The sequence below is a fragment of the Neobacillus paridis genome, assembly GCF_016765675.1.
GTDB lineage: Bacteria > Bacillota > Bacilli > Bacillales > Cytobacillaceae > Neobacillus > Neobacillus paridis.
Genome location: NZ_JAESWB010000362.1, coordinates 1 through 25,814, shown reverse-complemented (window position 1 = coordinate 25,814; position 25,814 = coordinate 1). Strand labels below are relative to the sequence as shown.

The window sequence follows — 25,814 nt, the reverse complement described above, 5'->3', positions numbered from 1 at the left end:
GCTCGAACGGACTCGCTAAATGGTGCGTTTTCATTTAATATTTGATTTGTAAGAAAAATCATTCGCTATTATCGGGAGAAATGTGTAAAATATAGTCGAATATCCATGATTTACTAAATAAATGGAAAACAACACAAATGAAGGGAATGGGACTGTGTGGTACGGACAAATCGACACCTTCACTATTTATGGAAGGAACACGGTCTAGTTATTGTAATATCATTCATCATTCTGATAAGTGCGGTCATTTTTCGTCAACCTTTATATGGAATTTTTGGTGAACAAAACTATCTGGCGATTCATTTTCTCATGGAGTCGCTCATTTTAACGATTGCCCTTATGATTACGACGCAATCTTGGACGATTTTCCCGCATAATTTATCAAAATATCGCCTATGGATTGGTTCAATCTTTTGTTCCGTTGCCCTTTTAGAAATGGCTCACATGTTGACTTACAAGGGAATGCCGCATTTTTTTGGTGATAGTTCGGCGTATAAGGCGACATGGTTCTTTATTGTCTCACGCTTAACAGAAGTATTCGGAATATTGTCGGTTGTCGCTTTGAAAGATAAGGTGGTGACCTATAAAAGCAGAATGATCGCTTATAGCCTTGCCTTTATTTATTCGCTTTTTTGGATTATCGTAATTTTTTATCCAAAGCAATTACTTCCACACCTTGTAATTGATGGAATCGGTACAACCAGCCTAAAGGACAATTTGCAGTATGTTGCCATGGGGGCGGAATTTCTCATTATTATTTTGTTACTGTTTCGGATTCGATCGAAGGAAATTTTTAATACGATGCTGATTGTGGCCTCGATCTATATGATTTGTGCTGATTATTTATTTACAACGTATAAAAGTGTGTATGATATTAATAATTTTGTAGGGCATTGGTTTCAATTGGCCGGCTTCTATTTTTTACAACGGGCCGTTTATCATTCCGCGATTGAAGAGCCCTTTCATAAACAAAAGGAGGTGGAAGATCTATTAATCCAAAATGAGCGCTTTCTTCAAGCAATCACCTCCAATATGGGTGAAGGCCTTGTCGTAATGGATCCAACTGAAAAGGTAACGTATATAAATAGAGAGGCGGAGCGGTTACTCCAATGGTCAGCGAGGGACATCCTCGGCAAGAATTTTTATGAGCTTGTTCTGAGAAAAAACAAGGCGGCAAACCGGGGCAGCGATTTATTCAAAGATGGTGAGGAAATGCTGCTGAAAAAAAGCGGAGAGCTTTTCCCAGCTTCAGTTGTGGAGACGCCATTTTTTGAAAAAGAACAGTTGGCTGGCTCTATTATGGTCTTCCGGGATATTACACAGCAAAAAAAAGACCAGGAATTGATTCAATACATGGCTTTCTATGATGAGTTAACGACTCTACCCAAAGCGCGGTTTTTACATGATAAATGGAGCGAACTCGTGCAGCGAGATCCGAATCAAAAACGAGCGATCTTGATTTTGGATATTGACCGCTTTAAAAAAATCAACGAAGCTCTGGGGCACTCTTTTGGTGACGTGATTTTGTGGGCAACAGCGGAACGGCTCAAAAGTTATCTGTCGCCAGAGTTGATTTTGGCGCGGCTGACAGGCGATGAATTTGCCTTAATCCTGCCAATTTTCAACCAGGAAGATGATGTTACCGTCGTAGTGGAGCAAATTCACACGGCTTTAAGGGAGCCCCTTCAAGCACAAAATCAATTCGTCAATGTCACGATGTGTATTGGGGCTGCTGTTTATCCCGATCATGGCAGAACGACTGAAGAATTACTGCAGCACGCGAACATGGCACTTATGGAGGCTCATGCCCAAAATCAGTCGTTTGGATTCTATCATCCATCAATGGATGGGAAGGCGCTCGACCATCTCGTGTTAGAGAATGATTTATATCATGCATTGGAAAATAATGAATTATACTTGGTTTACCAGCCGCAAATTAATCTGGATAATGGCGAGATCACTGGTGTCGAGGCGTTGCTGCGCTGGCGTCACCCCAAATATGGAATTGTCTCGCCGGCTAAATTTATTCCAATTGCCGAAGAAACGGGACTCATCGTGCCCATCGGGGAGTGGGTATTGCGGACCGCCTGCCGTCAAGTGAAGCAGTGGCATGATCAGAATCTCCCGCCAATTGCTGTCGGCGTCAACTTGTCGGTACGGCAGTTTTATCAACAAAACTTAGTTGATAAAGTACGGCAAATCTTAGCGGAGACCCAGCTGCCGCCGCAATATCTGGAATTGGAAATTACCGAAAGCATGATGATGAATATTGATCATACCCTTAAAATGCTGCAAGCGTTGAAGGAATTGGGGGTACATATTGCGATTGATGATTTTGGGACTGGATATTCTTCCTTGTCTTACTTGAAATATCTAAAAGTCGACCGCATCAAGATTGACCAGTCATTTGTCCGCGATCTGCTGTTGCATGAAAACGAAACAACCATCGTATCAATGATTATTTCAATGGCACATCACTTGCATTTTAATGTTATTGCCGAAGGTGTTGAAACAGAGAAACAAAAGGAAATCCTTCATCAGGAAAAATGCCAGCAGGTCCAAGGCTATTTATTTAGCCCGCCGCTACCGTTTGACCAATTAGTCGATCAATTTGGACTTAAAGCACAGGAAAGCTCAGTTACAGGCGAAGGGATCGAGTAAATAGGCAGCTGTCAATCCGTTTGATAGCTGTCTTTTTTAGAGAAAAATGTCGAATAATGTCGAAATTATTTTGAAAGGGATAACAAAAAATATATTTTGAAAACAATAGATTGATGCTATACTATAACAGACTGGTAATGACATCATTACTAAAGAAGTTTCATGTTTATCAATCTATCTGCATGGGGGTGGTAAAGGCCACAGAACTTAATAGGGTGGGATATAAGAGAAAGTGGGCCTATTTTTTATGCTGATATATAACAGTTGGTTATAACTGGTCATAACATCGTGATGTCACTATTACCCTGCTCAAAAATCTATTAATCTGTTAAGAAGGAAGGGAAGCATTGTGAAAAAGTGGTTGATTATGTTGGTAGCCATAGTGTTGGGATTATTAGGATTAGCCGGATGCAGTTCAAGTGATAAATCATCCGGAGAATCGAAAGATGGAAAAGTTGAAATTACCTATGGATTTTGGGATAAGAAACAAGTTCCGGCAATCAACGAGATTATTAAAAAGTTTAACGAAAAATATCCAAACATTAAGGTGAAAACAGAAATTACTCCGTATGGTCAGTATTTCCAAAAGCTTGAGACCGCAGCAACAGGCGGGGCATTACCAGATGTTCTATGGATGAATGGGGCTCACGTGCAGCAATATGCAGAAGGAAAGGTTATTATCCCGCTGAACGACCTTGTTAAAAAAGACGATTATAGTTTAGATAACTATCCGAAGTCATTGGTTGATCTCTATACAGTCAATGACCAAGTATACGGAATTCCAAAAGACTACGATACGATCGGCTTATGGTATAACAAGAAGATCTTTGATGATGCAGGTGTAGCTTATCCTGATGAATCTTGGGACTGGAACAAATTAAAAGAAGTGGCGAAAAAGCTGACAAATAAGGATAAAGGGATTTGGGGTTTTGCTTCTACACTGATGAACCAAGAAGGATACTATAACTTCATTTGGCAAAATGGCGGTGAAATTGTTTCTGCTGATGGGAAAACCGCTGGGTTTGACAAACCTGAAACAATTGAAGCCCTGAAATTCGATGTAAGCTTTATTAAAGAAGGTTTATCGCCAACACAAGCGCAAATGACAGAAACGGCCGCATCTGAATTATTCTCATCAGGAAAAATTGCGATGATGTTCGATGGTCCGTGGATGGTTCCGGAATATAAGAAAAATCCTGACATTAATGTTGCCGTACTGCCAAAAGGCAAACAACGTGCTGTTTCGATCCATGGTTTAGCCAACGTGATTGCGGCCAATACAAAGCATAAGGATGCAGCTTGGAAATTTGTCCAATTCTTAGGATCAAAAGATGCGGCTGAAATATTTGCCAAAACCGGAACAGTCATTCCGGCCTATAACGGCACGCAAGATGCTTGGCTAAAATCAGTTCCGAATATGAATCTTAAGGTCTTTATCGACAGCGCCGAATATTCTGTGCCCCTTCCAAGTGTGAAAGCAACAGGGGAAATTTGGCAATATGAAGTGGATGTGTTGAAAAAAGCCTGGAGCTTGGAAGTTAGTGTTGAAGATGCCGCCAAAGAATTAAATAAAATGGCAAATGATGCACTCGCCAAGAACTAGAATAAATAAAGAGGGGAAATGGATCTTTCTCCTCTTTGTTTTCTAAAGAAAACTCGCCGATTGGCGAGCCTTTAAGGCGAAGACAGAGGCGTAGTTCGCCCAAAAGCACTACTTTTGGGCTGCGATGACTACCCACAGGAAGTCTTCCCTTGTGCACTTATACCTGATAGGAAAGTTATACTTTCCTATCGGCTAAAAAAAGGAGGGAAAACAGTGAAGGAACTTCCTCTGAATGGTGATGTGAAGGGAAAAAGGAAAAAATCCGTCTCCAGTTTAGCAAAGACGAAGAAACGGTCTGACTACTTCTGGGCTTATGTGATGATTGCTCCAACGATGCTGGGCTTGTTTATTTTTTATCTCTGGCCGATTCTCCAAACTTTTTACTATAGTTTTACTGAATGGGGTGCGTTTGGACAGCATGTTTGGATTGGATTGGAAAATTATAAACGAATGCTCACTGACGCAAACCTATTTCAATCGATTAAAAATACGGCCATTTACATTATTTTTACCGTCCCGATTGGAATTTTCCTTTCGATCCTGGTAGCTGTTCTCCTGAATCAAAAGATAAAGGGAAAAACCGTATATCGAACCTTGTATTTCCTGCCTGTTATTACTATGCCTGCTGCGATCGCTATGGTGTGGAGATGGTTATACAATGCAGATTACGGTTTATTGAATTATCTCTTATCACTGTTCGGAATAAAAGGGCCACATTGGGTTAGTGATCCAAAAATAGCTTTATATTCAATCATAGTAGTAGCCATTTGGAGTGGAGTCGGCTATAACATGGTTATTTTTCTTTCTGGTTTACAGGGGATTCCCAGAGTTTATTACGAAGCGGCGGAAATTGATGGTGCCGGGCCGTTCACGGTATTCTTTAAAATCACGCTGCCATTGCTGTCTCCTGTCATTTTCTTTGTGACGATCATGTCCTTAATTGGCGCTTTTCAAGTATTTGATTTAATTTTTATGATGATCGGCAAAGGCAGTACAGCGTTGGAACATACACAATCCATTGTTTATTTATTCTATCAGCATGCCTTCGTCTTAAATGATAAAGGATATGCAGCTGCAATCGCTGTCGTATTGTTGATTGTCATCCTGATTATTACGGCGATTCAAATGGCCTTGCAGAAAAAATGGGTTCATTATGATTAAAGGAGGGGGAACCATTGGAAAAAACAAAACGGCTTTTTACCGGTAAGACATTTTTGATTCATTTCATTCTCATTCTTGGCTCTGTGGCAATGGTAGTGCCCTTTTTATGGATGATTCTCACATCATTAAAGACCTATGGTGAGTCGATTCATGTTCCCCCGGTGCTGATTCCAAAGGATTTACAATGGGGGAATTACAAGGAAGTTTTCGATTTGCTGCCCTTTTTTAAATTCATGCTGAACACGTTTATCGTAACCGTTGCCCGAACGGTTGGACAGTTGTTTTTGTGTTCGCTCGCAGCCTATGCTTTTGCTAGAATCGAATTTCCGGGCAGAAACTTTTTATTTTTGCTGGCGCTTTCGGTTTTAATGGTTCCCGGGCAGGTATTTTTGCTTCCACAATACATGATCATGGTCAAATTAGGCTGGTTAAACACCTTGCAAGCAGTCATTGTTCCCGGTTTATTTAGTGCCTTTGGGACATTCTTATTGCGGCAATTTTTCATGGGGCTTCCAAAGGAACTGGAAGAGGCCGCCCGGCTTGACGGCTGTAACCATTTTCAAATCTATTGGCGGATCATGCTGCCTTTGGCTCAGCCAGGGCTGATTGCTTTAGGAATTTTCACCGCTCTATGGAGCTGGAATGAACTAATGTGGCCAATGATTGTCAATAGTTCACCAGACAAAATGACATTATCTGTAGGCTTAGCTTCATTACAAGGCCAATATTTAACCAACTATCCAATTTTGATGGCAGGTTCGTTCTTAGCGATTTTGCCAATGTTAATCTTATTTATTATCCTGCAAAAGCAATTTATTGAAGGGATTGCGCTAACAGGTGGAAAATAACAGAATTCACAAGCAGGGAGGAATCATAATGATACAAGCAGCGTTAATTGGTGCAGGGAATAGAGGATTCTATGCCTATGGTTCATATGCATTAAGGTATCCTCATGAAATTCAGTTTATTGCCGTAGCTGAACCTGATAAGGAAAAACGTAATAAATTTGCCGAGGCACACGGGATTCCGGAGAGTAGGAGATTCGCAGATTGGACGGAACTGTTAGAAAAAGAGAAACTATGTGAGGCATTGTTGATCTGCAGTCCTGACCGTGATCACTATAAACCTGTGATGCAGGCAATTGAGAAAGGCTATAGTATTTTGCTGGAGAAGCCAATGTCACCGATCCCGCTTGAGACATTAGAAATTGCCGAGGCAGCTGAAAAGCATCAAACAATCTTGACCGTTTGCCATGTATTGAGGTATGCCCCATTTTATCAAGCATTAAAAGAAATCATCGATAGAAAAGTAATTGGGGATATTGTTTCCGTGCAATGGAATGAAAATGTCGGTTTCTATCATCAGGCACATAGTTTTGTCCGCGGCAATTGGCGCAATTCCCAGGAATCGAGCTCAATGATTTTGCAAAAATGCTGCCATGATATGGATATGCTGGCATGGTTAATTGGTACGGAATGTAAGAGTGTTTCTTCTTACGGCAGCTTAACCTATTTCAAAAAGGAAAATGCCCCTGAAGGTGCCGCATTACGCTGCCTTGACGGCTGTAAGGTGGAAAAGGAATGCCCATATTCCGCTGCTAAATGGTACTTACATGACCGCGATGAATGGCCGGCCAACGTGATTACCGCCGACTCAAGCCTTGCCAGCAGATTAAAGGCGATTCAAGAAGGACCATATGGGCGCTGCGTCTACCACTGTGATAATGATGTGGTTGACCATCAAGTCGTTAATTTATTATTTGAAAATGAGGTGACCGTCTCCTTTACGATGACCGCCTTTACGAAGGATATTTGCCGCCACTTTAAGATTATGGGTACAAAAGGTGAAATTATTGGAAATGATGCAAAAAATGAACTGCTGATAAACTATTTTTCCGGTCAAACGGAAATGGTTCACCCGGCAACCGTGAAGGGCGGACATATGGGGTCTGACACGAAAATTATGGCTGATTTCATCCAGCGGGTAAATGAGAAAAATCATAGCAGCTTAACATCAGCACGTGCATCGGCTCAAAGTCATATGATTGCTTATGCCGCCGAAGAATCCAGAGTAACCGGGAAAACAATTTCCTTAGAGGAATATGTCGCCAATTTGAAAAAGGAGAAAGCAGAAACTGTTTAATAAAATTCACAGCTGAGGTGGTAAACTTTTCTACCTTATGTATATAATAGAATAGCAGAAAACTGGTCATAACAAAGATACCACTTTAAAGGAGTTTATCATGGTAGAAAAGGATTCTCGACTCCCACTTTATCACCAGCTAATGGATATCTTGTTGGAAAAAATTGAATCAGGTGAGCTTGGAGAGAATGATCAGCTCCCATCTGAACGGGAATTATGCGAAACTTATGAAGTCAGCCGGACAACGGTAAGGCAAACGATGCAGGAGCTGGAAAAGGAAGGGTATATTTATAAAATTCATGGAAAAGGGACATATGTTTCACCGAGAACATATAAACAAAGCCTGGTGAAATTTTATAGTTTTACCGAAGAAATGAAGAAAGCAGGGAAACATCCAACGACACAGGTGATTTCCTTCAGTAAGGTGATTGCTGATAGCAAATTGGCAAAAGTCATGAACCTAAGGGTCGAAACAGAACTTTTTAAAGTAACTCGCCTCAGGCTTGCAGACGCAGAGCCGATGTTATATGAAACCTCTTATTTGCCGGTGGATGTTTTTAGTAGCCTTTCCCGTGAAGACTTGGAGCATGCCCCAATGTATGAAGTATTTCGAGAACAATACAATGTAAACATCTCGAGTGCAGTGGAAAGCTTTAAAGCAGTAAGTGCGGACAAAATGGAGGCGGACATGTTACAGATCGTCGAAGGCTCTCCATGCTTACTGTTAGAACGAATTACGTATGATCAAAGCAAGGTCATTGAATATACCGTTTCCATTGCTAGAGGTGATAAGTTTACTTATACAGTAGAGCTGAAATAGATACATTTTGTGTCTATTTCCAACTAAACTGGTAATGACGACATGAACAGTTGTAAGGAGGAGAATTCATGGACCTTTTAAAGTCTAATGAGACGGTGAGAATGAAGGTTGGCGCCGTCCATACTGCTAAAGAAATAGCGCAACAGCCGGGGTTATGGAAAGAGACTTTGGAGATTCTTTTAGATAATCGTGAGCGGATCATTCAATTTATCAAGAGCATCGAAAAAAAGCACGAGCAAGTGCGCGTTATTTTAACAGGGGCAGGAACATCGGCCTTTGTTGGCGAAACGGTGCTTCCCCATTTAAAAGGGATTGTTAATTACAAAAAAATAGTCGTGGAAAGTATTGCGACAACCAATATTGTTTCGAATCCCTACTCCTATCTGGATGCAGACTTTCCGACGATTATGATTTCCTTTGCTCGCTCAGGAAACAGTCCTGAGAGCCTGGCGGCGGTTCAGTTGGGTGAACAAATGATCAAGGATTTTTACGGTATTATCTTAACCTGTAATCCTACAGGGCGCTTAGCTGAGGAAAAGAAACATGATGAAAACCACTTGGTAATTTTTATGCCTGAAAAAGCGAACGACCAGGGCTTTGCGATGACGAGCAGCTATACGACCATGCTTCTTTCAGTGCTTTTGCTATTTCACATTGATCAGCTGGAGGCTCAGGTAACCACGGTTGATGAAATCATTCACGCCGGTGAAGCGGTCATTCAAGAAAGCGAAGAAAAGATTAAACAACTGGCTGGATTATCATTTTCCAAGGTTGTGTATTTAGGTTCCGGAGTCTTTGAAGGTTTATCACGGGAGGCATCGCTAAAACTGTTGGAATTAACAGGTGGAACGATTTCGACAACCTTTGATACATCGTTAGGGTTTCGGCATGGTCCGAAATCAGTTTTAGATAAGGAAACGATAGTATTTGTATTTTTATCAAGTAACCCTTATACAAGAAAATACGATCTTGATATTTTAGAAGAAATTTATCGTGAGCCGGACCGCGGGAAGTTGATTGCGATTTCTTCTGTTAAGGATGAGGCTGCTGAACAATATTGTGATGTTTGCTTCCATCTTAATCTCGAGAATATCGCTGACGATATTTTCCTCGCCTTCCCTTACATTTTGTATGCTCAAACCTTTGCCCTGTATAAATCAGTGGAACGCGGCTTTATACCGGACAATCCTTCCCCTTCAGGTGTCGTGAACAGAGTTGTGAAAGGTGTAACGATCCATACTTATCAAAATGAATAACGGAGAGGAGTAGCAGGATGATTATTTCAAAGAGTACAATTTTACTAGATGCTCAGTCAAAAGGTTATGCTGTGCCGGCATTTAATATTCATAATTTGGAAAATTAAAATCCTTGAAAAGGGGCGGAGATCAGTGCGGATGAGCAGATGCTATTTTTGCACGAATTCGCGGAAATTCTTGAAAGTACGAATTTGTCAAGCAAATCAAGGTACATGATTTAACGAGGAGGTCTTAAGTTGGACTATATCGCCTGCTTTGATATTGGTGGCACGTTTATCAAATATGGCCTGATTGATCGCGATGGCCAGCTTCATTTGAAGGATAAAGTGCCGACCCCGAAAGAGAACCTCCAAACGGAGCTTCCCGAGGTTTTAACAGGAAAGATTAGGGAATTAACAAGAGCATTTCCTCTTACCGGTATTGGCATTTCCTCCTGCGGTCTTGTTGATTGCGAGAAGGGGGAAATTTTGTTCTCGAGCAATCTTAAAGGCTATTCCGGCATGAAGCTGGCAAAAATTTTAACCGCTAAAACCAACTTGCCGGTTAGTGTTGAGAACGATGTAAAAAGTGCCTGTTACGGAGAAATGTGGAAAGGCGCCATTAAGGGAAAGAAAAATGTTGTTTTTTTAACATTAGGAACAGGTATTGGCAGTGCCATTATTATCGATGGGAAAGTTGTTAATGGTTCGGGTAACCTGGCCGGGGAATTGGGCCATACGGTAATTGTTGACAATGGGCGGCCGTGCAGCTGCGGTCGGAAAGGCTGCTATGAAAGATATGCCGCCACTTCTGTGTTAGTCCAGGACTATATCGAAAAAAAACAGCAAAATAGCGAAGTGATTGAGCACATTTCCGGAGAAGAAATAATTGCCCTCGTCGCGAGGCGGGATCCGCTTGCTGTCGCAGTGTATGAACAGTTTATTCATTATATTTGTGTCGGATTGGCAAATGTAACGCATCTGTTAAACCCAGAGGCGATTGTGATCGGGGGCGGCATCGCCGAGCAGGGTGATCAGTTTTTCGCCGCCATTAACAACGGCTTGAAACAGGAAATTATGCCCCTCTATCATCAGGACACGCTTGTATTTCCGTCTGCTTTGGGCAATCTTGCCGGTCTGTACGGTGCCTGTTATTTGACGTTAAAAAAATTCAAACATCCGATTGCTTAAACCCGCCGATAAATCGGCCCAACAGGTGATGATGTCGTTCAACTCGCAGTAAGCTGATTTGAAGCAAGGGAGCTGTCTCTTGCTTCTTTTTCGTGTTGGCGGGGTCGAAAGCTGTTTTGGTTGAAGTTATGACGTATAATATATATAATGTATAAACAATTTTCTCCATAAATAAATCAAGTTTGGAGGTTCCCAATGAATTTACACGAGTTTAAGCGGATCATTTTAGAATATCATCGTGAAATAAATGAAAATGTGAATACTGCTTTCCGTTTTTTAGGGGTAAATTATGGCTTAACCATGCTGCAGTTCCGGCTTCTAATGGAAATATACCGTCAAGGACCGCATACAATCGGCAGTCTGGCTGAAGCCTGTGGGATCGCCGGTGCCAATATTTCGACGATGTGCAAAAAGCTTGAAAAGCAAGGCTTTGTCAGGCGGATGAGGGACCAAACCGATGAAAGAGTAGTTCGAATCCGATTAACTGATTTCGGCGAAGGGACAATTCGCGAAATTGATCGCTATTTAAATGACAAGTTGACCCGCATTCTCGCAAACGAGGCCGAGGAAACTTTTGAAATGATTACAGCGGGAATGGGCAAAATAAGCTCATTGCTGCTAAAAATGGGTAGTGATGACGAAGGAGAGGTAGGAGAAACACCATGAAAGAAATCAAACCGCCAAAAAAACCGCTTATTTTTTATTATGGAATTATTTTAGTTGTCGTCCTATTGTTAAATTCGGTGATTTTTCCGGAAATTACCCGCCATTCGGTAAAAGAGGTTGATTATGGGACGTTTTTAACAATGGTCGATAAAGGACAGGTAAAAGAGGTCCAAATTGAGGAGAATTATATTGTTTTTAAACCGGAAAATGCCGGTAACTATAAGTACTACAAGACGGGCGTCATGGACGATCCGCAACTGGTGGACCGGCTCCATCAAGCGAATGTGAAATTCACCAAGGTCATTCCGAAGGAAAATTCGCCGCTGTTGAATTTCTTCTTGACGTGGATTCTCCCGTTTCTGATTTTTATCGCGATTGGCCAATGGTTAACGCGCAAATTCCAAAGCAGGATGATGGGCGGCGGCAATGCTTTGTCGTTTGGAAAAAGTAATGCCAAAGTTTATGTCGAAGCGCAAACAGGCATTACCTTTAAAGATGTTGCCGGACAGGACGAGGCAAAAGAGGCATTACAGGAAATTGTTGATTTCCTCGATAATCCGAAAAAATATAAAGAAATTGGTGCCAATATTCCCAAAGGGGCGCTGCTCGTTGGACCTCCTGGTACCGGGAAAACGTTGCTGGCCAAAGCTGTTGCCGGAGAGTCAAAGGTGCCGTTCTTCTCGATGTCGGGATCTGAATTTGTCGAGATGTTCGTCGGCATGGGCGCGGCGCGGGTCCGCGACCTTTTTAAACAAGCACAGGAAAAAGCTCCGTGCATTGTGTTTATCGACGAAATTGACGCCATCGGGAAAAGCCGGAATTCCGGCATGGTCGGCGGCAATGATGAACGCGAGCAGACCTTGAACCAGCTGTTGACCGAGATGGATGGTTTCGATGCTGATAAAGGGGTTGTTATCCTCGCTGCAACCAACAGACCTGAAACATTGGATAAAGCCCTGCTTCGTCCGGGGCGGTTTGATCGCCGTGTTCCAGTTGAATTGCCAGATTTAGCAGGCCGCGAGTCGATTTTACGAGTTCATGCAAAAAAGGTGAAGCTTGACGATAACGTTGACTTTAATGTGATTGCCAGGGCAACATCGGGGGCCTCTGGTGCGGATTTGGCGAATATTATCAATGAAGCGGCGTTGCGTGCCGTCCGGCTTGGGCGCAATAAAGTTACGCAAAGTGACTTGGAAGAGTCGGTTGAAGTGGTCATTGCCGGTTATCAGCGGAAAAATGCCGTGATTTCGATGAAGGATAAATTAACGATTGCCTATCATGAAATTGGCCATGCTTTGGTAGCAGCGAAACAGAGCCACTCGGCGCCTGTTCACAAAATTACGATTATTCCAAGGACGTCAGGTGCCTTGGGCTACACGATGCAGGTCGATGAACATGAGACCATTTTGATGACAAAAGAGCAGGCATTAGATAAAATTACCACCTTTATGGGGGGCCGCGCCGCGGAAGAAATTATTTTTAAAACAATCACGTCTGGCGCCTCCAACGATATCGAGCAAGCGACCAAGATTGCCCGCTCGATGGTAACAAGATTCGGGATGAGCGATGAATTTGACATGATGGCGCTGGAAACGGTGAATAACCCATATTTGGGCGGGGACACAACGTTGATGGTCTCAGCCGAAACAGCTTCAAAGGTCGACGCCGAAGTGCTGAAAATCATCAAGGCCAGCCACCAAAAGGCCAAGGATATTTTGCAGGAAAACATTGACAAGCTGCATGAGTTAACGAAGTACCTTTTGGAAAAAGAAACGATCACCGGTGAGGAATTCATGGCGATCCTAACTGGAAAGCAGGAAGTTGATCTTTCTAAGTCCCTTGTATAAATTCAGGATGTCTTGGAAATGTTTGTTTAGGAAAAACATGATTGGAAAAATCGGTGATTGTGTTTAAGCAGGGCCCCTCAGGATAAATTGGTTCAACCTGTCCTTCATCGTGGTGATGAAGGACAAAATAGCATGAGAAATCGGCCAAACTGTCTTTCATCATGGTGATGAAGGACAAAACGGCATGAAAAATCGGCCAAACTGTCCTTCATCGTGGTGATGAAGGACAAAACGGCATTGGAAATCGGGCAAACTGTCCTTCATCGTGGTGATGAAGGACAAAATAGCATTGGAAATCGGGCAAACTGTCTTTCATCATGGCGATGAAGGACAAAATGGCATGAGAAGTCGACCAAACTGTCCTTCACCGTGGTGATGAAGGACAAACCAGCATGAAAAATCGGGCAAACTGTCTTTCATCATGGTGATGAAGGACAAACCAGCATGCAAAAACATCAACTTGTCCCATAGCGGAGTTCTATAGCATATTCTCATTCGCAACCACCGTTAACCTGTCCGACAACGATGAATGCTATTACCAAAAAAGCTTGGGTATTCCCCCCAGCGCTCCCTAATCAAAATACCGCCGTAGCAAGTAAGCCACCCACTTGCAATGGGGATGCTTGCGGATGTTTTCAAGCAATCCTACAACCACTGCTGGCGGGAACTTAGGTTCAAGCAGCTCCTCCTTCAGCAAAACCAACGATTCTTTTTCAAGCGATTCTTCCATTTCCGCTATTTTACTGTCGACGACGGTGATAATTTGTTCCTTCGTCACCTCTTCATTCAGCGGCTGGCATAACCTAATCAAATCAACCAGATCCTCCGAAATAAATGGGACGGTCATATGCTTGGCCAGCAGACTTGTTTTTTCCACAAGCGACTGTGCCAGCACGTTTAAATCCAATGGTATGACAAAAAACACAAATAACTGGGCATACGTATTGATCAAGCCTTTAACGCAGTACATCAAATCGTATTTGATCTCCTTGACTGCTTCGCCAAATAAACGGTCTATCATCGAAAGGATGCTATTTGTTAACAATTTATCGTAGTATTGCATCTTTAAAATCAGCGCTTTGTTAAAAGTTTGCGATTGTTCCTTAAAGAGAACTTTTGCAAAATCAGAATGCTTATAAAAATATTTATAGATCGTATAAAAAAACTGATATAAAAGTTCCTCCTCCTTCGTGTTTCTGACTATGTGGTCAATATCGGAGGTAATCTGCCTCATAAAATGGTCAATTAAGGCCAGGATCAATTCATCCTTTGACTTGAAAACTAAGTAAAAGGCTCCCTTTGATATTCCGCAATGCGATGTGATTTCCTGGACGGATGTTGCTTCAAATCCCTGTTTTGCAAAAAGCTCCAACGCTGTATCCATAATCAATTGTTTTTTTGACATTTTTACATCCGCTCCCATGTCTATTTGTTGACAAATGACTAACCGGTCATTATTATAAATAATTGAGTCTTATTAGTCAATTAAGGGTAGGTGTAATAGTGAAAGGATTAGTCAATTTTGTCATTCGGAATAAATTAGCAGTGTGGCTTTTAACCATTATCATCACGGCATCTGGGATCTATTCAGGGACAAGAATGAACATGGAGACGATTCCAAACATCTCCATTCCATACTTAATGGTGACGGATGTTTATCCGGGGGCCACTCCTGAACAGGTAATGCAGGATGTGTCCAAGCCGATTGAAAAAGCAGCCGAAGGTCTTGACCATGTAAAGGCGGTTTATTCCAATTCCTATGCCAACATGGCGAGCATACAAGTGGAATACGAGTATGGTATTGACATGGACGAGGCGAAGCGTGAGCTGAAATCAGCGCTGGACTCGATAAAATTACCGGAAGATGCGAAGGAACCGACAACTTCAGCGATCAGCATGAACATGATGCCGGTCATCGCCTTAAGTGTCAGTAGCACGAAAGAAAATATTGTGGATTTAACGTCAACAGTTGAGGCGAGCTTGCTGCCAAAGATTGAAAAACTGGATGGCGTTGCCTCGGCAACGATTACCGGTCAGCACATCGATGAAGTCGACCTGACATATAACAAAGCAAAAATGGATCAATTTGGCTTAACCGAAGATAAAGTCAAAGAGATGATCCAAGCGAGCAATATGTCTGTTTCCTTAGGCCTGTATGAGTTCAAGCAAGGCGAGCAGGCCGTTGCCATCGACGGCAAATTCATGACTGTAAAAGAACTGAAGAACATGAAAATCCCGGTCACACCGTCAGCGGCACATCCATCACCATTTGTTAAACTGGGTGATATCGCCGACATTAAAAAGGTCGGTAAAGTCCAATCGATCTCACGGACAAACGGTAAAGACGCGATCGCGATTCAAATTGTCAAAGGTCAGCGGGCCAATACCGTCGATGTCGTCAACAAAGTAAAAAAATTAATTAAAGATGAAAAGGCGAAAATCGATGGCTTGGTGATCAATGTTACCCTTGACCAAGGAAAGCCAATCGAAGAGTCGATTTCAACAATGGTGGAAAAAGCTGTATTTGGCGGCTTGATTGCCGTCCTTATCATCCTTTTGTTCTTACGTGATTTTAAATCGATGATGATTTCAATCATTTCAATCCCAGTGTCCATTTTTATGGCATTAATGCTGTTGCACTGGCTCGATATTACCCTCAATATTATGACGCTCGGTGCGATTACCGTTGCGATTGGTCGGGTCATCGATGACTCGATCGTCGTCGTCGAAAATATCTACCGGCGCCTGCATTTGAAAGAGGAAAAACTAAACGGCCGGGCCCTGATTCGCGAAGCAACGATTGAAATGTTCAAACCAATTTTAGCCTCAACATTAGTAACGGTAGCTGTATTCGCGCCATTAATGTTTGTCGGCGGGATGGTGGGCGAACTGTTCGTACCGTTCGCTTTAACGATGGCCTTTGCGCTTGGTGCTTCATTGCTGGTGGCAATCACTGTCGTACCAGCATTCTCCCACACCTTATTTAAGAAAAAGCTCTACGGCGAGAAAACGGAGAAGAGCCACAAAGAGGCTGGAAGACTAGCAAAATGGTACAAAGGTTTTCTCGATAAAGTGCTGAACCATAAAATTATCGCCTCGGTTCTTGCCTTACTTTTATTAGCCGGCAGTGTAGCTTTGACACCACTGATTGGTTTTAGCTTTATGGGCAGTGACGAGGACAAAGTGATGTACTTAACGTACACGCCAAAGGCTGGCGAGCTTCATGAAGAAACTGTGCAAAACGTCAAAGTCGTCGAAGATAAGATGCTGAAACGCAAAGATATTGATACGGTTCAAGTATCGATTACTGAAGCCGGTGACGAATCAGCAGTGATGATGGGCGGCGGTGGCAGCGGCGCCTTAATGTACCTGATCTTTGATCCGGACATGAAGAACTTCCCGGAAGTTCGCGATAAAATTGAAGATGAATTGAAAAATATCAATCAATCTGGCGAGTGGAAGAGCCAAAACTTCTCATCAATGTCGGTCGGCGGTAATGAGGTCAGCTATACCTTCTACAGTGAAGATCTCGGTAAACTGAATAAATCAGTTAAGATGGCCGAAGATACGTTGAAGAAACAAAAAGGCTTAAAAGATGTTACTTCCAGTGTTGAAGATGCGTTTGTTAAGTATACCTTCCGCGTGGAACAAGATAAATTAATCAATTACGGTCTAACAGCCGGTCAGCTGGTCATGATGCTGAACCCGCAAAGAACGGAAAATGTATTAACGACGATTGAAAAAGATGGGAAATCGATGGATGTCATCGTGCAGCAGCCACAATCCAAGCAGCCTAAATCGATTAACGAGATGTTAGACACACCGGTCCCGACAGCGCTTGGTAAGACCATGCCGCTCTCTGAGCTTGTCACGGTGAAAAAGGGCACAACTCAAAACACCCTGACACGCAGTAAAGGCGAATACTATGCCACGGTTACCGGGAAAATCACCGACAAAGATGTTTCCAAAGTCACTTCGAGTGCCCAGAAAAAAATTGATAAGCTGGACTTGCCAAAAGGGGTGACAACCGGTGTTGCCGGTGTCCAGGCCGATATGAATGAAACGTTCACACAGCTTGGTGTCGCGATGCTTGCGGCGGTGGCGATCGTTTACTTTATCCTGGTGGTTACCTTTGGTGAAGGTCTCGCGCCGTTTGCGATTCTGTTCTCGCTGCCATTTGCCGTGATCGGTTCGTTCGTTGGCTTATTCCTAGCCGGCGAAACGATTTCTGTTCCGGTCATGATGGGACTGTTGATGTTAATCGGAATTGTCGTAACGAACGCGATCGTGCTTGTCGATCGGATTATTCATAAAGAGCGGGAAGGTCTCGTCATGCGTGAAGCGATTCTCGAAGCGGGGGCAACACGTCTTCGGCCAATCTTGATGACCGCCATTGCGACCATTGGTGCACTGATGCCGCTCGCGTTTGGTGCAGGAGGCAGTGCCCTAATTTCCAAAGGCCTTGCTATTACCGTTATCGGCGGTCTCACCAGTTCAACGCTATTAACGTTGGTGGTCGTACCGATTGTATATGAAATCTTATCCAAGCTCTTCAAGAAAAACCGCAGGGACATTGAAGAAAACTAAATAGCATGAAAGACAGAGGGCGAAAGGGCTCTCTGTTTTTTATGGAAAAGGTGGAGTTATTTTTGGAGGCAGTATTTACTTGCGGAAAGTCACCTGTTACTTACATGTGCAGAGGTTACTTGCGGATGGGTCTCCTCACTTGCTGGCAGCTCTCTGAAATTATTTTTTTGCTTGACTATTTAAAAAACAAGGAATATAATTTGAATAAATTTTCAAAGTAAATAAGCAAATTAAAGCGTTGAAGAGGGAAAGTACGATTCAGGTATTTTTCACAGAGAGCTTCGGTAGCTGAAAAGAAGCAAAAGTACGAATCCGAAAAATGGCCTCAGAGCTGCGTGCTGAAACAATCTATTCAAGCATGAGCACAATAGATTGAAGTAGGTTCCGACGAGATTTGGTACTCGTTATCAATACCACAGTATAAAGAGCGGCATTCGCGCTCTCGTACTTGCAGAGGCTGATTTGCGTGAGCAGACAGCGAATTAAGGTGGTACCACGTGGATGATTTAACCACGTCCTTATCTATTTTCTAACAATGGATAGGGGCGTGGTTTTTTATTTTTCCCGCCTTAACGGGCAGTAAGATCCCCACCTCGAGAGTCCAAGTCTATAAATGGAATCTAGGTGGGGGATCAACTGCCCGTAAAGGTCCGATTGGTTCAACTAACCATGAGTGGGGGATGAAGAACCCCCCCACTCATGGAAGTTTCACTTTATCTAAAACGGTCAAGACCGAGCATTTTACGAAAGGGAGGAAAATACAATGAATAACAATCTCGTATTGCAAACAGATTTTGGCTTAAGTGATGGTGCCGTCAGTGCAATGTATGGCGTTGCGATATCAGTGAATCCGGGGATTCGAATTTTTGATTTAACTCATGACATACCGCAGTACAATATTTGGGAAGGTTCCTACCGCTTGTATCAGACGGTTGCATATTGGCCGGAGGGAACGGTATTTGTATCCGTAGTCGATCCGGGGGTCGGTTCGGAGCGTCGCAGTATTGTCGCCAAAACCGCTTTGGGTCAATATATTGTCACACCTGATAACGGCACGCTGACACATATTAAAAGCTGTATCGGTATAGAAGAGGTGAGAATGATTGATGAATCGGTCAACCGCCTGCCGAACTCCGGTGAATCGTATACATTCCATGGGCGTGATGTTTATGCCTACACGGGTGCCAGGCTGTCATCCAATATCATTACATTTGAACAAGTGGGACCAGAAGTGCCGGTTGATTCGGTAATTGAGCTGCCGAAGGACGAGCCGAAAATTACCAACCAAGTCCTGACAGGAAACATTGATATTCTTGATGTTCGTTTTGGTAATTTATGGACCAATATTGACCGCAAGCTGCTAAAGGATTTAGCCGCTGATTATGGTGATTCCTTTGAAGTGACGATTGAAAATGATACCCGCCAAGTCTATAAAAATATCATGACCTATGGCCGGACATTTGCTGATATCCATTTGGGCGAGCCACTGCTTTATGTCAATTCACTGGATAAAATTGGCGTAGCGATTAACCAAGGCTCTTTTGCCAAAGCATACCATATTGAAACGGGGGCATCGTGGAAAATTTCTATTCGCAAAATACCGAAGATTGTTTACAATTGAAGTAGAAAAGCGGAAGCGCCTTGGTCATCGCCGTACAAACTCCTCGAAAAAGCTAACGCTTTTCCTTCGTGCGATGTTGATTCTGACGAAGCCTTCCTTGTGGTGGGGCTTCGAATGAGATAAAGGAAACACGATGCTCCTGCGCCAAAGACGATTCGAGGAAGTGAATGTTCAGCTCGTCGCAAAGCTCCATGATGATTTTTCATAGAAGCTGCTTTGTTGACTTATCGTAGGGAGGAGACCTGAAGTTTGCTAGGCGATAGGCGCTGGAGCTAGACAATTAGAAAAGCGGAAGCATCTTTAAATGAGATATTAATAGAAAAACAGGAGGAGAAAACAATGAAAAGAAATCAGTTATCAATAAAAACGATTGTAGCGATCGGAATTGGTGCTGCCGTGTTTGTGATTTTAGGGCGGTTTGCGGTAATTCCAACAGGGGTTCCGAATACAAACTTTGATACATCGTACGGCTTTTTAGCGTTAATGGCGATTATCTTCGGACCGGTTGCCGGCGGTTTGATTGGCTTAATTGGCCATGCCTTAAAGGATGCCATTTTCTACGGAACACCGTGGTGGAGCTGGGTCGTTGTATCTGGCCTAGTAGGCTTCTTCATCGGCTTAGCTACGAAGAAAATCAATATTGAGTCCGGAATTTTTAATGTAAAAAAAATCATTCTCTTTAATGTCGTGCAAATTATCGTTAACGCAATTGGCTGGATGGTAATAGCGCCAACATTGGATGTCCTGATTTATGCTGAACCAGTAAACAAAGTGTATTTGCAAGGCATTGTTGCCGGTTGCCTGAACATCGTAACAGTCGCTGTTCTCGGTACACTGCTATTATCTATCTATGCCAAAAGCCGCGGCCAAAGTGGCAGCCTCACCAAGGACGTGTAGTTCCTGCGGTTATTGGGAGTAGTATCCGATATCGACAGCAGTTTCGCTGGTATCATCAAAGGAATCGCCGATATCGACTGCAAAATCTCCGATATCTAGAGGGAAATCACTGATTTCGACAAAGAATTTCCGTTATCATGTGAGAAATCACTGAAATCATCATGAAAAATTCGCACATAACCAAATTTAACACATTGTTTTTTGAAAAATAACAGCCAAAACGAGCTTTGTACTGCTAGGAGATATATTCTATGAGGAAACCGGTCATTCAATTCGAGAATTTTAGCTTTCAGTACCGCAGTCAGACGGCACCAACATTACAGGACATTAATTTAACGATCTATGAAGGGGAAAAGGTTCTCATTGTCGGTCCTTCCGGGTCGGGAAAAAGCACCCTTGGCCATTGTCTCAATGGACTGGTTCCCTTTTCTTATAAAGGGAAGGTGACAGGCAGTTTAACAATTGACGGTGAGGATACCCAAGGGCTCGACATATTCTCCCTTTCGAAAAAAGTCGGTATGGTTCTGCAGGACCCCGATGGTCAATTCATTGGTCTGACGGTGGCTGAGGATATTGCCTTTGCCTTGGAAAATGACTGTCTCCCGCAGCCGCAAATGATCACGAAGGTATCCGAAGTGGCAAAAATTGTGGATATGGAACCCCATCTGGAGGCCTCGACCCATCAGCTATCTGGCGGGCAAAAACAACGGGTCTGCCTCGCCGGAGTCATGGTTGATGAGGTCGAGATTTTGCTGTTCGATGAGCCGCTGGCCAATCTGGACCCGGCAACTGGAAAATACGCAATTGAACTGATTGATCGGATTCAGCAGGAAACAAACAAAACGGTCATCATTATTGAGCATCGTCTAGAAGATGTGCTTCATTGCCCGGTTGACCGCATCATCGTTATCGACGACGGCAGGGTGATTAGTGACATGACTCCGGATGAACTGCTGGCCTCGCCTGTTTTAGAGCAATGCTCAATCCGCGAGCCGCTGTATGTAAGAGCGGTAAAATATGCTGGCTGCCGGCTGACGCCGGAACTGAGGCCTGCCCATCTAGATACCTTTCAAATCAACGCTTGTAAAAAACAACTCCACGATTGGTTTGAAAAAGTGGACATCCCGAAGGCCAGAGATAAGACAGAAACGATTTTGGAATTAAAAGCGATTGATTTCAGCTATTTTCCGGGGCAGCCGACGATTCACGATGTATCTTTTTCGATCCAAAAAGGTGAGATGGTCAGCATCGTTGGCAAAAATGGCGCCGGGAAATCAACGCTGTCAAAACTAATTTGCGGCTTTGAAAAGCCAAATGCGGGGAAAATTTATTACCGCAGTCAGGACATTACCGCAGATACAATTAAAGAGCGAGCATTGCGGATCGGTATGGTGATGCAAAATCCGAATCAAATGATTTCGAAACAGATGATCTACGATGAAGTGGCCCTCGGCCTTGTGATCCGTGGCGTCCCGGAAGCAGAAATCAAAGAACGGGTCCTTGCTACATTGAAAATCTGCGGCTTGTATCCATTCCGAAACTGGCCCATTTCAGCGCTCAGTTTTGGACAGAAAAAGCGCGTCACCATTGCCTCGATTTTAGTGCTGGAACCGGAGGTCATCATTTTGGATGAGCCGACGGCCGGGCAGGATTTCCGCCATTATACCGAAATCATGGAATTCTTGCTGGAGCTGAATCAGCGGGGTGTGACGATCATCATGATTACCCATGACATGCATTTGATGCTGGAGTATACACCAAGGGCGATTGTCATTGCTGGCGGTCGGAAAATTGCTGATGACACAGCGGTCAATGTCCTCACGGATGCCCGCATTATTGAAGAGGCGAATTTAAAGGAAACGTCGCTGTTTGAATTAGCAGTTCGGGCGGGAATCAGTGAACCGAAGCAGTTTGTCGAGCGGTTTATTGCCTATGATCGGGAGGTGCGGCAATAATGGCAGTCGAAATGCTTTCTTATATTGAACGGAAGTCTCCGGTGCACCGGCTGACAGGAGTCACCAAGCTGCTTTGCTTTTTGATCTGGTCGACGGTGGCAATGCTAACCTACGATACCCGGGTGCTCCTGTTCTTGTTCCTGTTCAGTGTCGCGATATTTAAAGTTTCCAAAATAAAATGGAAGGAAGTCGCCTTTGTCCTCCTGTTTATTTTAGTATTTTTATTGATTAATAATCTGGCAATCTATGTTTTTTCGCCGCAAGAAGGGGTGAAAATTTACGGAACGCGTCACGTCCTTTTGGATATTGGCGGCGGCCGCTATTCACTCACGCTGGAGCAATTGTTTTATCAATTCAATGTTACGCTGAAATATTTTACCGTGATTCCGGCGGCGCTGTTGTTTCTCGTAACGACGAATCCGAGTGAATTTGCGGCGTCGCTTAACCGCATCGGCGTCAGCTATAAAATTGCTTATGCAGTTGCTCTGGCACTGCGGTATATCCCTGATATTCAGCGCGATTTCCGCAATATTTCATTGTCACAGCAGGCACGCGGAATTGATATGTCACGCAAGGAAAAACTGTCGAAGCGACTGAAGAATGCCGCTTCGATTATTATCCCGCTGATTCTTTCAAGCCTTGATAAAATTGAAATGATCAGCAACGCGATGGAACTGCGCGGATTTGGGAAAAACAAAAAGCGCACCTGGTACCGCGCCCGACCATTTCAAAAGATAGATATCATCACGCTTATGTTATTTATCATCATGCTCATCGTATCACTTTATATTACCTTTTATGACGGCAACCGGTTTTATAATCCGTTTTAAAGGAGTAAACACGGAGGATAAATCGGGTCTTGGCACCACATTGTAATAAAAGCAAAAAGAAGATTCTTGACGTCAATACAACGAATTTGCCAACATAGGCAGTAGGCTCAGTCTTATCAAATTGAAAATAGACCACCTAAAGATTTTTGAGGTCAAGGGGTGGTCTATTTGTCTTTTCTAGAAAGTAGCACTTGAAGATCCAAATTGAATCATCATTTTTCCTGGTTCAACAACTCCAATGCTGATCGCTTCTAAACCGGAATCGTCCGTACTGGTGATAAATTGTCTGCTGTATATTATCACCTCATAAGGAACATGCGCTTAATTGAGATATTGTAGATAGTATTGAGAGAATCATCAAAAATAGTAGAATACTAAATACAACAGTCCTTTCTTTTCTAAGAATAAAACATAAAAAGCCACTAATAAGGCCTAACTTATAGATTAGTTCTAAAAGGAGAATATCCCAAAATAAACTAATAACCATAACTATTAAAGAAGGCATTATTAGCATTGCTTTTATTGAAGATAAGATACCCCTTATTCCGTTTTCTTTGGTTTTCCAATTTCCGATTAGATTAAATGTTTTAATTGTCGCACTGGAAGGATCAAAAATTCCATCGAACTTCACATATGCTGGTTGCAAATAAGGGGCGCAACCATTCAACGATTCTTGTCCCCAATAGAATGGAGTATTATTAATATAAAGTGGTTTAATTATTATCGACTTTTCCACACAATTTATATAAGAAGGTGAGAGTTTAATTTCGGCATCTTTTGAAAAAATAATTCTTTGTCCCTCTGTTTGGCCAAAGTATTTTTTCCAATGCATAGTTCTTATGTTGCTAATTAAAAAACTAAATCGATTATTCTTTTGTATATTAGCCATACTCGTATCTACTGAAAACCATCCTATATCTTCTAAGAAAATTTCGTTCCACGCATGACCATTCATTTTTCCGTTTGACCATCCGCCAAAAATCGTCCTTGTTGGAATCCCAATGGATCTACATAATGAAGAAAACAAAAAGGAAAACTCCCCACAATCTCCTTCTTTTGCTTTTAAAAATGATAGTGCTCCTCTACTTCTAGGTGGATATTTATATTTAAAATTATTAACAATATATTCAAATATATCACGCGCTTGATCCTTTTTAGTATTTTTTCCTTTAGTGATTTCCATCGCAAGAGCAGTTATTTCTGCATTAATAGGTGATAAGATAGTATTTCTTAAATAATATTTTTCTTCTTCATTGTTCAAATAAACTTCATAGCTTTTTGGGTTGTACCAATCCACGTCAAAATTCAAATGGATTTTATCATTTTTATGAAGAATGAAATATCCTAGACTTTCTTCGGTGGGAACTCTATGGACTTGTTTAGGTTTTACTGATTGGTTCATTCCTTCTTTAGGAAGCATCATCCATAATTCTACCTTATCGAATAATGTGTTCTCATACCAATAATCGATATTTATTGATTTCTTCAATCCATTTTCACCCCCATTTAAATTAAATACTTGTTAGTGTTAATTTCAAACTGACTTTGAAATAGGTTCTATGATTGTTTCTTCTTTTTTTCTAAATTTCAACATCTTTTGTCTGGAAAATGAGTATATTTTTTTGTAATCATTATCACTTATAAGTACTGTATCAATCAATACCATAGTCAGTGAGAAACTCACTAATCCCATTACGAATGCTATACCAAAATGCATTAGTACAACAAAAAATAAAGCAATGTATTTTGTTATTCTATTGAATAATAAAAAAGGGAAAGCAACTTGCAATATCACGGTGAAGTAAGTTATAAATACTATCAAAATATCAGAAGAGAGAATTAAATTACTTATCCAAGGTAAATTGAATTCCTTAACTTGTAAAATGTAATAGATAGCAGTACCATTTTGCCATTGTTCACCCATAACCTTATATAAAGATGAATTTAAATATACAACACACAGCTGTACAATTATTGAGAGAATACCCATATTATGAAGTATATTGGAGTAAATATTATCTTTTTTATTCTTCCTCAGGTGTTTATCTATAGACAGATATTCATTGGTCTTAACAAATATTAAATAGATGGATATTATAAGCATAATATTATTTCCACCATCTAGTATAGAACCATTTTGATGGTAGATTGAATATAGGAAAATGAAATTTAATATAGTCATAATTTTTGTTTTAAAGCCCAAAGTAAACAACATTGCTATTACAATTCCTAAATGGAAGATGAATTCAAAGTATATAATGGAGTCACTAAGGCTGAATAGGGTAAACTCTCCCAATTGTTTAGAATAATCCGTATTAGTTAAACCATTAGGCCCCACAAGAACTGTCGTTGTGAATAGTTTATGGCATATGAATAGAGAATTATGATGCCAAATCCTACCCTTAAAATACTAGCACCTATTAAAGATCTTTTAATTGAGGCGAATCTTATTATATTATCTAACACTTACAAGTATGAGTAAAATTAATGTGGGCAAAATTTAACCCCTTCATTTGGTGAGGGATTGTCAGATCGCTCACCAAATGAAGGGGCCACCAAGCGAAAGCGCGGTAGTGTTCTAAGCTAAATACATGAAAAA

The 25,814-nt window shown here is 42.0% G+C and carries 18 protein-coding genes and 1 other annotated feature; of the genes, 15 read left to right on the top strand and 3 right to left on the bottom strand.

The features are described 5' to 3' along the window. Positions 1–156 precede the first annotated feature (156 nt). From JK635_RS20995 to ftsH, 10 genes are all read left to right on the top strand, one after another. A complete protein-coding gene (locus tag JK635_RS20995) occupies positions 157–2,661 on the top strand; it encodes a bifunctional diguanylate cyclase/phosphodiesterase (RefSeq protein WP_202655882.1) in 2,505 nt (834 codons plus the stop codon). A 349-nt stretch (positions 2,662–3,010) separates the two neighbouring features. Continuing rightward, positions 3,011–4,264: an ABC transporter substrate-binding protein gene (locus JK635_RS20990; protein WP_202655881.1), complete on the top strand. Its 1,254-nt coding sequence runs from the start codon at positions 3,011–3,013 to the stop codon at positions 4,262–4,264. A gap of 228 nt (positions 4,265–4,492) precedes the next feature. Next, a complete protein-coding gene (locus tag JK635_RS20985) occupies positions 4,493–5,425 on the top strand; it encodes a carbohydrate ABC transporter permease (protein WP_235888291.1) in 933 nt (310 codons plus the stop codon). A gap of 89 nt (positions 5,426–5,514) precedes the next feature. Then, positions 5,515–6,273, top strand: a complete 759-nt coding sequence (locus JK635_RS20980; RefSeq protein WP_202655994.1) for a carbohydrate ABC transporter permease — start codon at positions 5,515–5,517, stop codon at positions 6,271–6,273. A gap of 28 nt (positions 6,274–6,301) precedes the next feature. Continuing rightward, entirely contained in the window at positions 6,302–7,567 is a 1,266-nt protein-coding gene (locus tag JK635_RS20975; protein WP_202655880.1) for a Gfo/Idh/MocA family protein, read from the top strand. Between the two features lie 100 nt (positions 7,568–7,667). Further along, positions 7,668–8,387 (top strand): GntR family transcriptional regulator, encoded by a 720-nt coding sequence (locus JK635_RS20970; protein WP_202655879.1) that lies wholly within the window; start codon positions 7,668–7,670, stop codon positions 8,385–8,387. A 68-nt stretch (positions 8,388–8,455) separates the two neighbouring features. Beyond that, the gene (locus JK635_RS20965; protein WP_202655878.1) at positions 8,456–9,643 is read left to right on the top strand and encodes an SIS domain-containing protein; all 1,188 of its coding nucleotides are present in this window, start codon (positions 8,456–8,458) and stop codon (positions 9,641–9,643) included. Between the two features lie 236 nt (positions 9,644–9,879). Then, the gene (locus JK635_RS20960; protein ID WP_202655877.1) at positions 9,880–10,812 is read left to right on the top strand and encodes an ROK family protein; all 933 of its coding nucleotides are present in this window, start codon (positions 9,880–9,882) and stop codon (positions 10,810–10,812) included. A 195-nt stretch (positions 10,813–11,007) separates the two neighbouring features. Next, a complete protein-coding gene (locus JK635_RS20955) occupies positions 11,008–11,478 on the top strand; it encodes a MarR family winged helix-turn-helix transcriptional regulator (RefSeq protein WP_202655876.1) in 471 nt (156 codons plus the stop codon). Continuing rightward, entirely contained in the window at positions 11,475–13,325 is a 1,851-nt protein-coding gene (gene ftsH / locus JK635_RS20950; RefSeq protein WP_202655875.1) for an ATP-dependent zinc metalloprotease FtsH, read from the top strand. Before JK635_RS20955 ends, ftsH begins: the two co-directional genes overlap by 4 nt. A gap of 571 nt (positions 13,326–13,896) precedes the next feature. Here ftsH and JK635_RS20945 read toward each other — a convergent pair. After that, positions 13,897–14,730 carry a TetR/AcrR family transcriptional regulator gene (locus JK635_RS20945; protein WP_202655874.1) on the bottom strand — a complete coding sequence of 278 codons (834 nt, stop codon included), beginning with the start codon at positions 14,728–14,730 and terminating at the stop codon, positions 13,897–13,899. 98 nt (positions 14,731–14,828) lie between these two features. On the opposite strand from JK635_RS20945, the gene JK635_RS20940 reads away from it, so the two are divergent. The 5 genes from JK635_RS20940 (at position 14,829) to JK635_RS20920 (ending at position 23,215) form a co-directional block, all read left to right on the top strand. After that, on the top strand, positions 14,829–17,912 hold the full coding sequence (locus tag JK635_RS20940) for an efflux RND transporter permease subunit (protein ID WP_202655873.1): 3,084 nt from the start codon (positions 14,829–14,831) through the stop codon (positions 17,910–17,912). Between the two features lie 229 nt (positions 17,913–18,141). Next, positions 18,142–18,435: a binding site (T-box leader), on the top strand. 240 nt (positions 18,436–18,675) lie between these two features. Then, the gene (locus JK635_RS20935) at positions 18,676–19,533 is read left to right on the top strand and encodes an SAM hydrolase/SAM-dependent halogenase family protein (RefSeq protein WP_202655872.1); all 858 of its coding nucleotides are present in this window, start codon (positions 18,676–18,678) and stop codon (positions 19,531–19,533) included. A 339-nt stretch (positions 19,534–19,872) separates the two neighbouring features. Further along, positions 19,873–20,430 (top strand): ECF-type riboflavin transporter substrate-binding protein, encoded by a 558-nt coding sequence (locus tag JK635_RS20930; protein ID WP_202655871.1) that lies wholly within the window; start codon positions 19,873–19,875, stop codon positions 20,428–20,430. 251 nt (positions 20,431–20,681) lie between these two features. Then, positions 20,682–22,385: an ABC transporter ATP-binding protein gene (locus JK635_RS20925; RefSeq protein WP_202655870.1), complete on the top strand. Its 1,704-nt coding sequence runs from the start codon at positions 20,682–20,684 to the stop codon at positions 22,383–22,385. Next, a complete protein-coding gene (locus tag JK635_RS20920) occupies positions 22,385–23,215 on the top strand; it encodes an energy-coupling factor transporter transmembrane component T family protein (protein WP_202655869.1) in 831 nt (276 codons plus the stop codon). Before JK635_RS20925 ends, JK635_RS20920 begins: the two co-directional genes overlap by 1 nt. A 304-nt stretch (positions 23,216–23,519) precedes the next feature. Here the strand turns inward: JK635_RS20920 and JK635_RS20915 are convergent, their stop codons facing one another. Continuing rightward, complete coding sequence (locus tag JK635_RS20915; RefSeq protein WP_202655868.1) at positions 23,520–24,704, bottom strand: transglutaminase-like domain-containing protein; 1,185 nt, start codon at positions 24,702–24,704, stop codon at positions 23,520–23,522. A gap of 45 nt (positions 24,705–24,749) precedes the next feature. Beyond that, positions 24,750–25,430 (bottom strand): HTTM domain-containing protein, encoded by a 681-nt coding sequence (locus JK635_RS20910; RefSeq protein ID WP_235888283.1) that lies wholly within the window; start codon positions 25,428–25,430, stop codon positions 24,750–24,752. Positions 25,431–25,814 lie beyond the last annotated feature (384 nt).

What these genes read in the sequence shown, in the direction of transcription:
- JK635_RS20975 (WP_202655880.1), top strand. Translation starts at nt 6,302, where the DNA reads ATGATACAAGCAGCGTTAATTGGTGCAGGGAATAGAGGATTCTATGCC.
- JK635_RS20935 (WP_202655872.1), top strand. Translation starts at nt 18,676, where the DNA reads ATGAATAACAATCTCGTATTGCAAACAGATTTTGGCTTAAGTGATGGT.
- JK635_RS20965 (WP_202655878.1), top strand. Translation starts at nt 8,456, where the DNA reads ATGGACCTTTTAAAGTCTAATGAGACGGTGAGAATGAAGGTTGGCGCC.
- JK635_RS20920 (WP_202655869.1), top strand. Translation starts at nt 22,385, where the DNA reads ATGGCAGTCGAAATGCTTTCTTATATTGAACGGAAGTCTCCGGTGCAC.
- ftsH (WP_202655875.1), top strand. Translation starts at nt 11,475, where the DNA reads ATGAAAGAAATCAAACCGCCAAAAAAACCGCTTATTTTTTATTATGGA.
- JK635_RS20980 (WP_202655994.1), top strand. Translation starts at nt 5,515, where the DNA reads ATGGTAGTGCCCTTTTTATGGATGATTCTCACATCATTAAAGACCTAT.
- JK635_RS20930 (WP_202655871.1), top strand. Translation starts at nt 19,873, where the DNA reads ATGAAAAGAAATCAGTTATCAATAAAAACGATTGTAGCGATCGGAATT.
- JK635_RS20910 (WP_235888283.1), bottom strand. Translation starts at nt 25,430, where the DNA reads ATGTTGTTTACTTTGGGCTTTAAAACAAAAATTATGACTATATTAAAT.
- JK635_RS20945 (WP_202655874.1), bottom strand. Translation starts at nt 14,730, where the DNA reads ATGTCAAAAAAACAATTGATTATGGATACAGCGTTGGAGCTTTTTGCA.
- JK635_RS20970 (WP_202655879.1), top strand. Translation starts at nt 7,668, where the DNA reads ATGGTAGAAAAGGATTCTCGACTCCCACTTTATCACCAGCTAATGGAT.
- JK635_RS20955 (WP_202655876.1), top strand. Translation starts at nt 11,008, where the DNA reads ATGAATTTACACGAGTTTAAGCGGATCATTTTAGAATATCATCGTGAA.
- JK635_RS20925 (WP_202655870.1), top strand. Translation starts at nt 20,682, where the DNA reads ATGAGGAAACCGGTCATTCAATTCGAGAATTTTAGCTTTCAGTACCGC.